General features: G+C 40.4%; 10 protein-coding genes and 1 riboswitch. Of the genes, 4 read left to right on the forward strand and 6 right to left on the reverse strand.

Annotation, left to right across the window (positions count from 1 at the left end; genetic code table 11):
- Positions 1-374 precede the first annotated feature (374 nt).
- The 3 genes from HT715_RS08995 to serS all read left to right on the forward strand — a co-directional run bounded on the left by HT715_RS08995 (position 375) and on the right by serS (position 3,601).
- Positions 375-1,739, forward strand: coding sequence for an aspartate kinase (locus HT715_RS08995; RefSeq protein ID WP_023938539.1), 1,365 nt, complete (start codon positions 375-377; stop codon positions 1,737-1,739).
- 2 nt (positions 1,740-1,741) lie between these two features.
- Positions 1,742-2,113, forward strand: a complete 372-nt coding sequence (locus tag HT715_RS09000) for a DUF956 family protein (RefSeq protein WP_000079356.1) — start codon at positions 1,742-1,744, stop codon at positions 2,111-2,113.
- A gap of 213 nt (positions 2,114-2,326) precedes the next feature.
- Positions 2,327-3,601 (forward strand): serine--tRNA ligase, encoded by a 1,275-nt coding sequence (serS, locus tag HT715_RS09005; protein ID WP_100104178.1) that lies wholly within the window; start codon positions 2,327-2,329, stop codon positions 3,599-3,601.
- Positions 3,602-3,625: 24 nt separating this feature from the next.
- Here the strand turns inward: serS and HT715_RS09010 are convergent, their stop codons facing one another.
- The 6 genes from HT715_RS09010 to HT715_RS09035 all read right to left on the reverse strand — a co-directional run bounded on the left by HT715_RS09010 (position 3,626) and on the right by HT715_RS09035 (position 11,180).
- Complete coding sequence (locus HT715_RS09010) at positions 3,626-4,525, reverse strand: TDT family transporter (RefSeq protein WP_138700084.1); 900 nt, start codon at positions 4,523-4,525, stop codon at positions 3,626-3,628.
- Between the two features lie 110 nt (positions 4,526-4,635).
- The gene (locus HT715_RS09015; RefSeq protein WP_100104180.1) at positions 4,636-5,184 is read right to left on the reverse strand and encodes a carboxymuconolactone decarboxylase family protein; all 549 of its coding nucleotides are present in this window, start codon (positions 5,182-5,184) and stop codon (positions 4,636-4,638) included.
- 323 nt (positions 5,185-5,507) lie between these two features.
- Entirely contained in the window at positions 5,508-6,830 is a 1,323-nt protein-coding gene (locus HT715_RS09020; protein ID WP_172922919.1) for a sodium:alanine symporter family protein, read from the reverse strand.
- 90 nt (positions 6,831-6,920) lie between these two features.
- Positions 6,921-7,009: riboswitch (glycine riboswitch) on the reverse strand.
- Positions 7,010-7,306: 297 nt separating this feature from the next.
- Positions 7,307-8,764: a DUF6287 domain-containing protein gene (locus HT715_RS09025; protein ID WP_023936328.1), complete on the reverse strand. Its 1,458-nt coding sequence runs from the start codon at positions 8,762-8,764 to the stop codon at positions 7,307-7,309.
- A gap of 61 nt (positions 8,765-8,825) precedes the next feature.
- Positions 8,826-9,887, reverse strand: a complete 1,062-nt coding sequence (locus tag HT715_RS09030; RefSeq protein WP_023936326.1) for a hypothetical protein — start codon at positions 9,885-9,887, stop codon at positions 8,826-8,828.
- Between the two features lie 54 nt (positions 9,888-9,941).
- Positions 9,942-11,180: an N-acetylmuramoyl-L-alanine amidase family protein gene (locus HT715_RS09035; RefSeq protein ID WP_138707240.1), complete on the reverse strand. Its 1,239-nt coding sequence runs from the start codon at positions 11,178-11,180 to the stop codon at positions 9,942-9,944.
- A gap of 159 nt (positions 11,181-11,339) precedes the next feature.
- On the opposite strand from HT715_RS09035, the gene HT715_RS09040 reads away from it, so the two are divergent.
- A complete protein-coding gene (locus HT715_RS09040) occupies positions 11,340-12,269 on the forward strand; it encodes a helix-turn-helix transcriptional regulator (RefSeq protein WP_050207992.1) in 930 nt (309 codons plus the stop codon).
- Positions 12,270-12,274 lie beyond the last annotated feature (5 nt).

The following is a 12,274-nucleotide window of genomic DNA, read 5'->3' on the forward strand; positions in this document are numbered from 1 at the left end:
ACTAGGTTACAAGATAATTACTATAGACTACAAGAAAGTCCAGATATGCAGCTACTAAATAGATTATTAGGCATGGAATGGAACAAAGGGTTCGTGAAGTTTGAAGAACTCAAAAATTACGCCAAAGCTCCATATACAACACCTAAACGAGATTAAAGAACAGCGAAATCCCTTGTGGCGCAAGGGGGTAGCTGCCCTTTTGTATTTTTTAAGTGATAAAGTCGGGTGTCTCAGCCGATTGGAAAGGCTCGCTTTATCCTTGTCTCAGCCGATTGGAAAGGCTCGCTTTATCCTATAAAGCATCTTATTTTCTTCATTGAAAAAAGCCTTTCTTTCTGCTATAATCGTATAAAATACTTACTTTAGGAGTTCTTATGAAAGTTGTTAAATTTGGAGGTAGCTCTCTTGCCTCTGCTGGTCAATTAGAAAAAGTTTTAAACATCGTTAAAAGCGATCCAGAGCGTCGTTTTGTAGTTGTTTCTGCACCAGGAAAACGCAATGCTGAAGATACTAAGGTTACGGATGCCTTGATTAAATACTACCGCGATTATGTTGCTGGTAACGATATTAGCAAGAGCCAAAACTGGATTATCGACCGCTATGCTGCTATGGTTAGTGAACTAGGTCTTAAACCAGCTGTGCTAGAAAAAATTTCAAAAAGTATTCGTGCCTTGGCCACTCTTCCTATTGATGAAAATGAATTTCTCTACGATACTTTCCTAGCAGCCGGTGAAAATAACAATGCCAAATTGATTGCTGCCTACTTTAACCAAAATGGTATCGATGCACGCTATATGCACCCTAGAGAAGCTGGGATTGTGGTCACAAGTGAACCTGGTCACGCTCGCATCATTCCATCAAGTTATGACAAGATTGAAGAATTGACAAATGCAAATGAAGTTCTTGTCATTCCTGGTTTCTTTGGAGTTACCAAGGAAAATCAAATCTGTACTTTCTCACGTGGAGGTTCTGATATTACAGGTTCTATCATTGCTGCAGGTGTAAAAGCCGACCTCTATGAAAACTTTACGGACGTTGATGGTATCTTTGCAGCCCACCCTGGTATTATCCACCAACCACACTCGATCCCTGAGTTGACCTACCGTGAAATGCGTGAGTTGGCCTATGCAGGATTCTCAGTTCTTCATGACGAAGCTCTTCTTCCTGCCTACCGTGGAAAAATCCCTCTGGTTATCAAGAATACCAATAACCCTGACCACCCAGGTACTCGTATCGTTCTAAAACACAGTAGTGATGAATTTCCAGTTGTGGGAATTGCTGGTGACTCAGGCTTTGTCAGCATCAACATGTCGAAATACCTTATGAACCGTGAGGTTGGATTTGGACGCAAGGTTCTGCAAATCCTTGAAGATCTTAACATCGGTTGGGAACATATGCCAACCGGTATCGACGATCTTTCAATCATCCTCCGTTCTCGCGAACTAACTCCTATCAAGGAAGAAGAAATCCTGCGTCAGTTGGTTCAAAAGGCTAAAGTAGATCATGCAGAAATCGAACACGACCTTTCTATCATTATGATTGTTGGTGAAAAAATGAAGAGCCATATCGGAGTGACTGCTACTGCGACACGCGCTCTATCTGAAAACAAAATCAACATCCAGATGATGTCTCAAGGTTCTAGTGAAGTTTCTATTATGTTTGTTGTCAATAAAGACCAAGAGAAAGCAGCAATCAAAGCCCTCTACAATGCCTTTTTTGGAGAAAGTAAGGAAGACTAAGCATGGCTCAATCACTTAACAAAACAGTACTCCTCAGTACGACAGGCACTTCCTACCTCTCTATCGCTGGGAAAGTTGGGAAATTCCTTGTCGGAGATCAGGCTTTGGAATTTTACCCCGATGTCAATGTTGAACAATTTATCCAGATTCCTTGGAGCCATATCAACCAAATTGGAGCCAATGTCACTGGGCGGAAAATCAGTCGCCACTTCGAAGTCTTTACAGACAAAGGAAAATTCCTCTTTGCTTCAAAAGACTCAGGTGCCATTCTCAAAATTGCTCGTGAAAAACTGGGTAATGACAAGGTCATCAAACTTCCGACCCTGATTCAGACAATTGGTCAAAAATTTAAAAATCTATTTGCAAAAAAGTAGAAACTTTAGTATAATTATAGCAACGGATAAGTAGGTTATCTTCTTCTTTCAGAAAGTCTGCGGATGCTGCGAGCAGATAGGAGGGATAGGTGAAATTCTACCGTTAATAACAATTACATACACAATCAAGTGCACACCTGTGAAGTTGGATGGAACCGTGGCCCTGCCACTCCAACGCTTTGTCAGGTGTGCTTTTTTCATAAAGGAGTTCTTATGTTAGATATCAAACGTATTCGTACAGACTTTGATGCTGTCGCAGAAAAATTGGCTACACGTGGTGTAGATGCTGCTGTCTTAAACGAGATGAAAGAAATCGATGCTAAACGTCGTGACATCTTGGTCAAGGTTGAAACTCTCAAGGCTGAACGCAACACAGTTTCTGCTGAGATTGCCCAAGCCAAACGCAACAAGGAAAATGCAGATGACAAGATTGCTGCCATGCAAACTCTATCTGCTGAGGTTAAAGCCTTGGATGCTGAATTGGCAGAAATCGATGCTAAATTGACAGAATTTACTACTACTCTTCCAAACATCCCTGCTGACAGCGTTCCTATTGGGGCTGACGAAGATGACAATGTGGAAGTTCGTCGTTGGGGCACTCCACGCGAGTTCGATTTCGAGCCAAAAGCTCACTGGGATCTTGGTGAAGACCTTGGTATCCTCGACTGGGAACGCGGTGGCAAGGTAACAGGCGCTCGCTTCCTCTTCTATAAAGGCCTCGGTGCTCGTTTGGAACGTGCTATCTACAACTTTATGTTGGACGAGCATGGCAAGGAAGGCTATACTGAAGTCATCACGCCTTACATGGTTAACCACGATTCTATGTTTGGGACTGGTCAATATCCAAAATTCAAGGAAGATACTTTTGAACTCAGCGACAGCAATTACGTCCTTATTCCTACAGCTGAAGTTCCTCTGACAAACTACTACCGTGATGAAATTCTTGACGGTAAAGACCTGCCAATCTATTTCACTGCTATGAGCCCATCATTCCGTTCTGAGGCTGGTTCAGCTGGTCGTGATACTCGTGGCTTGATTCGTTTGCACCAATTCCATAAGGTTGAAATGGTTAAATTTGCCAAACCAGAAGAATCTTACGAAGAATTGGAAAAAATGACAACCAACGCTGAAAACATTCTTCAAAAACTTAACCTTCCATACCGTGTCGTTGCGCTCTCTACTGGAGATATGGGCTTCTCATCTGCGAAGACTTACGACTTGGAAGTGTGGATTCCAGCCCAAAATACCTACCGTGAAATCTCAAGCTGTTCAAACACAGAAGATTTCCAAGCCCGTCGTGCCCAAATCCGTTACCGTGATGAAGCAGATGGCAAGGTGAAATTGCTCCATACCTTGAACGGTTCTGGACTTGCAGTTGGACGTACAGTGGCTGCTATTCTTGAAAACTACCAAAATGAAGATGGTTCCGTGACCATCCCAGAAGCACTTCGTCCATACATGGGTGGAGCTGAGGTCATCAAACCATAAAAAATAAGGTTTAGCTATTTCTAGCTAGACCTTTTTTCGTAACCAAATCAGATAAGCGCCTAATACAAAGAGCAAAATGATTAGGCAAATAACAGTTTCAGCCAGTACCAAATAATCCAAAAATGGAAGTTTCAAGATTCCCTGAGCCATCTTAAGCGAAGTAGCTGTGATAATAGTCGGGAAGGTGAGGGCTGAGAAGGCTGGTTGAAAACCTTGTTTTAAAATATTGGGTAGGCGAGTCAAAACAAAGAAAAAGAAGGATTGGGAAGCCAAAAGCATGAAAATCAAGACCCAAGTCGGTAGGCTAGCTCCTCCAACTCGAACCAGAGAAGCCAAAAGCAAAGAAAAGGGAGCACAGTAGATACCTTCTTGCCCAAGCAAGGCTAGTGGGAGTGGTTGCTTCTTTAAATCACTATAAATAAGGGGATAGAGATAGAAGGTAAGAAGAAAACCAAAACTCAAGGTCACATAGGCAATTTCCATGATACCCACCAGAGGATAAGTCAAGGCTGCTACCGCTATCCCTACATAAAGCACCGTCCAGCTAGGAGTAGCATGAACCCTCCGACCCGGACAAGCAAACTTGATAGTGAAACCAGCAATCAAGGCCAAATCCAAGAGAAATGAACACCACCAGAGTCCTTGCACAACCAAAGAAAGATGAGGGAAGACGCGAAAGACATAGGTCGATAAAATCATCCCAGCCATGGGAAAGGTGGCCATTCCTGATAAAAGAGGGGGCTTGGTCAACTCTTGCTTGGTTTCTTTCCAATTAAAAAGATGCAGAAGCAGAAAGTAAATCCACAAAATCAAACCTGTCAGACTAAAAAGATGTGACAGAACCGGCAACGTATCTAAAATAAGATTTCCAGATCCTGCTAAACCTAGCAAACAACCAGAAAATACCAAGGGGAGTTTTTTCATCCTAACCTCCAATAATCATGTTAGTTTCAGTATAGCATAAAAGCGCTTAAATGAGGGGATAAAAAACGAAGTCCGTTGATTTCAGACTTCATTTTTTACTCAGATATGAATTAAGCATAAGGTTGCAATTCTGGGTTAATTGGGGTATTGGCTAGGTTGTTGGCATAGTTACAGAGGCTTGCTAGGCTGACACCAAGAACCACATCCAAGGCATTTTGTTGGGTGTAGCCAGCTTCTAAAAACTCAGCCAAGGCTTCATCTCCTACACGACCCTTGGTATTGATAACTGCCAGGGTAAACTTAGCTAGGGTATCCAATTTAGGATCTGTCTCAATTGGAGTACGATTGCGAAGGGCTTGAATCAAGTCATCATTCATCTGGATTTGTTTGATGGAAAAAGCTGTATGACCTGCGACGCAGAAGGCACAACCATTGGTCACGGCTGCCGTGATCTGCACCACTTCACGCTCAACGGGTGTCAGGCTGTTGCGACGGTTGATAGCTCCGACAGTACGGTAGGCTTCTAAAGCAGTCGGTGCATTGGCCAAGAGACCGATTAGGTTGGGAATATAGCCATTGTTATCTTTTTCTACTGTTTCAAGAACCTCTTTCACTTCTGCTGGTGCTGATTCTACTGTATGGATGGTAAATGTTGTCATAAGATACCTCTTTTCTTGTTATTGACACTAATATTATTGGAAAATCTTATAAAATCCTGATTCCTAAGTTTATTTAAGATAAAGGTTTATTCCTCTCATAAGATTTTCGTTGTATATTATACTCTTCGAAAATCAAATTCAAACCGCGTCAGCGTCGCCTTACCGTACTCAAGTACAGCTTTCGGCTAGCTTCCTAGTTTGCTCTTTGATTTTCATTGAGTATTAGTTTATCACACTTCCAATCACTTGCATAATATATATTATATATCAGGCTGATAAAAATTATTTATAGGCAAAAAAATCACACGAGCTGTGTGATTCCATTATTTGTCAAAATACTTTTTAGTTTCAGCAATAACGACTGGCGACAAGACCAAGAGGGCAATCAAGTTTGGCAGAGCCATCAAGGCGTTGACGATATCTGCGATAATCCAGACCATATCCCACTCGATAAATCCTCCTAACAAGACCATGAGCACAAAAACCACACGGTAGAGCCAGATAAAGCGAACCCCAAAGAGGAACTCAAAACAGCGTTCTCCGTAATAGTTCCAACCTAGAATCGTTGTAAAGGCAAAAAGTACAAGGAAGATGGTCAAGAGGGCAGGCCCAAAGTGTGAAAAGACTGTTGAGAAAGCTGACTGAGTCAAGGCAACCCCATTCAAGTCACCACTCCAAACTCCAGTTACCAAGATGGTCAAACCAGTTAGAGTACAAATGATGAGGGTATCAATAAAGGTTCCTGTCATGGAAATCAAACCTTGCTCTACTGGTTCATTTGTCTTGGCAGCTGCAGCTGCAATAGGAGCAGAACCCAGACCAGATTCGTTTGAGAACACACCACGCGCCACACCATTTTGAATAGCCATCCGAACGCTAGCACCAGCAAATCCACCTACCGCAGCAAGGGGACTAAAAGCTGAGGTAAAGACTAAATCGATTGTGCCAGGGATTTTTCCGATATTAAAGAAAATAACTGTAAGAGTTCCTAAGATATAAATGATAGCCATAAAAGGAACAACAGTAGTTGAAACCTTTGAAATGGACTTGAGTCCGCCAAAGACTGCAATCGCTACAAAGACAGACAAGACGAGAGCTGTGATGGTTGGCGAAATCGCCGTTGTATTTTGGATAGATTCTGTAATCGAGTTGACTTGGGTGAAGGTTCCGATTCCCAAGAGAGCAACCAGTACTCCTGCTACTGCAAACAAAACAGCAAGTGGTCGCCACTTCTCCCCCATTCCTAGAAGGATATAGTGCATGGGACCTCCCGCCACTGCACCATGGTCGTCCTTGGTGCGGTATTTAATGGCCAAGAGTCCTTCCGCATACTTTGTAGCCATTCCAAAGAAAGCCGCCATCCACATCCAAAAGAGGGCTCCTGGTCCACCAACCTTGATAGCCGTCGCAACTCCTATGATATTTCCTGTTCCAACGGTTGATGCCAAGGCTGTACACAGAGCTGCAAAACTGGATACATCCCCATGTCCCTTATCCTGGATAAAAATAAGCTGAAAGGCCTTGGGCAGACGCAAAACCTGCAAGAGTCCTAGCCGAATAGTTAGGTAAAGCCCTGTTCCGACCAATAAAATCAAGAGGGGCGGTCCCCAAGCAAAAGCATCGATTGATTTAAGCAATTCTAACATTTCCTTCTCCTATCGTTTCAACCCCAAAAGAAAGAGCACATGCAAGATACATGTACTCTGGAATGCTTAGATAAATGCTAAAAAGCGGTCTATCCTAGCTCTGTCCTTTTACCTGAGAGTTTGAGCAGTTGCCTGCCTTGCCCCTTCGGTGCCTTTACGGTCTCTCCAGAGTTCCGTCCATTTACAGTCATGGAAAATCAAACGATTCCCCACTTCTATTAAACTTCATTCGGTGTTGGTATTTAATTGATTCTTATTTTACAAAAAATGTTGGCTTTTGTCAATGGATTTTGGGAAAATCTTATTTGACTCAGTATAAAAAGATTGAGCATTTCCATGTGCGTGAGGTGCTGTTAATTAAATCAATCTGTTTCACTCCTAGTCTACACGATATAAGAATTGTTCTGGTTTATTATGTACTGGAAATGAAGCGCGATAGAGAATTCTATCTTTACTAATATCCGAAGCGTCTGATATTAATCCATTGATGTCTCATCAGGTATTCTAACACCTGCTGGTATGAATTGAATAAAGACTCCAAAAGATGGACCTGAGTAGCGAGCTCGTAAAAAATCATTGACTATTTCTGATTCTGCAAGGTCAACCTTAAATTTCTCTGGCGCTATCAAGCCATCTTTACTAAAGACTAAATCTTCTCCTCCATGACCATTACTCCATTTTCCCTCAATACTAGAGAAATCTCCATTTTTTATGGCATTAATGTCCATTTTCCCAGAAGTATTTTGATTTGATGAAGATGCTGTTGCAGCAAATTTTTCTGTTACAGATTTCCAAGTCAGACTAGATAGATTCATTCGAGCACCAGGACTGACTTCATCCTCTGTCTTAGCTTCTTTAACCTTCTCTAGTTTGTCCCCACTACTATTCAATTTCCAAATGGTATGAATGGTCTGTGGATCTCCTGCGAACGGATTCCACTGGGTATAATGCTTCCCATCTTCTAGGAGATAGGCCTTAAAGCGTGTTCCAAGCATCTGCATTTTATTTTCAGCATTGGTGAGGCGAATAACTTTCTGATCTTTGAGTGTAAAAATATCTAAAATCTCACTACCATTTTTCGAAAAGACAATCAATTCATCAATGCCATTTTTATCCATATCAACCATTGCATAGGTGAAGGCTTGACTGCGTTCTGCCATCCCTGCATAGATATTAGCAGTTAGATTGATATTATCCTTAACCTCTGCCTTATGGTCTAAAATAAATTCATAATCCTTCAAAATGCTGTTATAAGAACTGTAATCTACGCTTGGTTTGGCTTCATCTGTACTCTTGTCTTCACTGCTTCCGCCAAGAATCTTATCTGAAACTGACTTCCAGCTTAAAGTATCTAAAGAAATGGGAGAACCGACCCCAAGATCTGCTACTTCTTGAGCCTCCTTACCCTTTACCAAAGACTGTCCGTCTTCACTAAATTGGTAGTGAGCATAGATGTGACTCGTTGCTGTACCAGCTCCACGATAGAGCAGAGAATTATCTGGCAAGATACCGACTGTCATTCTCTCACCAATCTGGTCTAAACGATTTTCTTGATCAGTCAAACGAATCACTTTTTCGTCTTTCAGCGTACGAATATCAAGTAAACTCTTTTCGCCACTCTTCATTTCAAGAGCAAGCAAGAGTTCATCGACTCCATCATTATTCAAATCCGTCTTGTGATAAACTACATCTGTATAAAAGCCTTGAGAAGACTTCACTTGACTAGCTAGGGGATTGACATCTATACCTTTCGGGAAGGTGCCTTTCGCTACTTTTTCGTAGTCATCCAAAACCTTGTTATATTTGCTGTAATCTATCTCTGGAGTTGCTACTTCCTCGGATGCTGGTTCCGCGCTTTTATTCCAAGGTAGATACTGACAACCTCCTAGAACTAGTGTCAGTGAAAGTGTTGTGGTTAATAGTAACTTTTTCATATTTCTCCCTTATCTAAGAGAAAGGAACCAGCCTGTGCTAATTCCTTTCACTACTTTTATTCTATTTAACCCACTTACCTGAGCCATCTACTTTGTAGCCATCTGGGGTACGTTCGTTGACTGCCATCTTACCATTTGACTTGAGATAGTAGTCACCTACCCATGTGTTACGAGCATAGCTTCCTTCTGATGTTAGGTAATAGTAAGATTTGTAGCTACTATCATAAATCCACTCACTCTTAGCCATTTTACCATCTGATTTGAGGTAGTAACTTCCAGCCCAAGCATTACGCGCATATCTGCCCTCTGCTGTCAAGTAATAGTATGATTTATAGTTATTGTCATAAATCCATTCGCTCTTAGCCATGTAGCCACCTGATTTGAGGTAATAACTTCCTGACCAAGCATTTTGAACAAAGTTACCTGAAGCATTTAGGTAGAAGTAAGAATTGTACTGAACATCAAAAATCCATTGATTGACTACTTTAACACCAGCTTTATAGTAAGAAGAACCTGACCAACCAGTCTGACCTGAGGTAGAGTTAGTAGATTGTTTTGGAGTTTCAGTAGTTGTTGGTGTTGTAGATGATTGTGTTGAAGATACTAGACCAGCAAATTTACCGTCTTTAATACTAAAAATAGGAGATTCTCCTTTGTATTGATGACGAAGCTTAGTCTGAGAATCAATATAAAATTCACTTACATAGGCTTCATATTTGTATTCACCATCAGGAATCGATTCATATGAATAAGAGTCAATGCTGCTTTTTGTTAAATCATAGGATCTCAATCTAACACTTGCTCCGGTGTCATTATCCACAACCTCTTTTGTTTTAGCATTAACAAGCTTCGTTCTTACAATAATAGAGTCTTGCTTACTATTCCAATTATTAACAAAATTAGGATTAACACTATCAGTTGAAAAAGTGACAGAAACGCCACGATTTTTATCATAACCAACCAAACTTAGATTGACCTTGTGATCAACATTACCAACTGCAACAATGTCATCAGCATGCACTGTTTTTGCTGAAAAAGGTAGAACTCCCGCTGTGTCAATAGTTGACAATACTCCGACTGTTGAAAGTGCCAAAGCACATACTAATAATTTCTTTTTGTTCATGTTTTTAATTTCCTTTATTTTTTAGTCTTTATTTGTTTAAAGTGCAACATTTATCTATCCGACAAAACGATGATTCTTTACACGAAAGACAACAGATTGTCCATCATATACCTTACCATCTTGTCCTTTTCCTTTGATAACAAAGAGATAACTTCCATCTGGAGTTGCACTAAAGAAGTGACGAGTTTGAAAAACACGTAGACTTGGACTGTAAGTAGCAGTAAAATGATCATCTGTAGAAACCTTACCTGTATTTACATCAATTAAGGCAAAATCATAGGCTACTTGATAAGATGAAGATGGAGTACTAGGTAGAGCAATATCGATATAGGTCATAGCATCATTGACATGGTAAAGGCTTATTCCTAATGATGTTGCTTGTGAACTGCTGGCTGTATGAGTTCCCTTAGAGCGGATCCACTTACCTGATCCATCAACTTGATAACCATCTGGTGTACGCTCATTCACTGCCATCTTACCATTTGACTTGAGATAATAGTTACCCACCCATGTGTTACGAGCATAGCTTCCTTCTGATGTTAAGTAATAGTAAGAGCTGTAGTTACTGTCATAAATCCATTCACCTTTAGCCATCTTGCCGTTTGACTTGAGATAATAGTTACCCACCCAAGTATTACGGGCGTAACTTCCTTCCGACGTTAGGTAGTAATATGAACCATAATTCTTATCATAAATCCACTCGCTTTTAGCCATATATCCACCTGACTTGAGGTAGTAGTTTCCTACCCAAGCATTTTGAACATAATTACCTGAAGCATCTAGGTAGAAGTAGGAATTATAGTTCTTATCAAAAATCCACTTACTGGTAACTTTGCTACCATTTTGGTAGTAGGACGAACCTGACCAGCCATCTTTTTGACTCGTTGTTGATTGGTTAAAAGTCTTTGGAGTTGAGGAAGCTGTTGTTTTACCAGTCAACTTCTTAACAGCCTCTTTAAACTCTTCTACAGTCCCCTTCCACTCTATGTAATTGGCACCAGACTTATTTTCAAGAGCTATATAATTTCGAGCAGTTTCTTCGAAATAAGATAATTCTGGAGTGGTTTTTGTAGCCCAAATAATGGGACGATTAGCAGTTCCCTTCCATCCTTTAAATACTTCTGAACCTTTTGGAACAAGAATATAATATTTAGCAGTTGGAGTCAGCGTTTGTGTGTCAGCCTGCACTGTTTGCGCTGAAAAAGGTAGAACTCCTGCTGTGTCCACAAGAGAGACCAATCCAAATGTTGCAGCCGCTAGGCTAATTACTAAAACTGTTTTTGACTTCATCATCAAAAATCTCCTTTAAAATTTTATTGTTTACGGTTACAGTATAGCATGCTATTTACCTTATTTACGAAAAGCGTATCTATATTTACCTTTATTGAACAATTACCTTAAAAATTGGTAGAATTATGATAGAATGGAAAAAAGGACTTGAGGAGATTTAGGATGCAAGATGAAAGTGTTTATGGATTAGTTTATAAGGCCATCCGTGAGGAGAGAGGGTTTACTCAGAAGGAAGCTGCTGGAACTACAGTGACTCCACATTTTTTACGTCAGTTTGAGCAAGGGAAATCTCGAATAACCATTCAAAAATTTGAAGAGATTCTGTCTAATATTGGAATTGATAAGGAGACCTTTGATAGTCTCAAAACGCAGATGTTTCCAACTAAATTTCATAAATTACAGGCTCAAGTTGCTGATTTGGCCTATAAGCGTGAATTTAAAAAGATCCTTAGCTTGATTAATCAGCCTCTGGAAAATCCTGGAATCGCTGAACACTATGTGATTGCCAATCGTGTAGTCAATAAATTTGCTATTGCGAATATTATTGGTGATTCTTTTCTGACTCCAAAAGACTATCAAGAACTAGAATATATCAAGAGCTATCTTAGTGAACTAGATGATTGGAATAAAATTGAGGTGAATATCTTTTCATCTATCCTTCCTCACTTTTCAATCGAATTTTTAGATTACAGGCTCTACCACTTATTAGATACTCTAAAAAAACAGACTGAATACCATTCAATCCGTACTGCTGACTACTACATTGCCTGCTTAAGAACTGCTATCAAGCATTATTCTGTCAATGGCTACTATGATAAGGCTGAGAATTTAGCAATGAAGACTCTGGAAGTAATTAATGCCTTCCCTCTATTGAGTACCAAGATGACAGAGATGATTAATCTTTCCATGGAACGGGCTAATAATTTTCTCAGACAAGATGATGTCAGAGGTCTAGAACTAGCTAAGCATATCTTTGCTAGTCTTGATAACTTTGAAAAAATTTATCCAAATCAACTTCTGACTCGAATGAGAGAGGACTTCTTCGTCACTGTCACACAACTCAATCACACTGGACAACCTTTAGATGTCTAGGCTAG

Origin of the sequence: Streptococcus sp. 4155 (assembly GCF_013276695.1) — a bacterium.
GTDB lineage: Bacteria > Bacillota > Bacilli > Lactobacillales > Streptococcaceae > Streptococcus > Streptococcus pseudopneumoniae.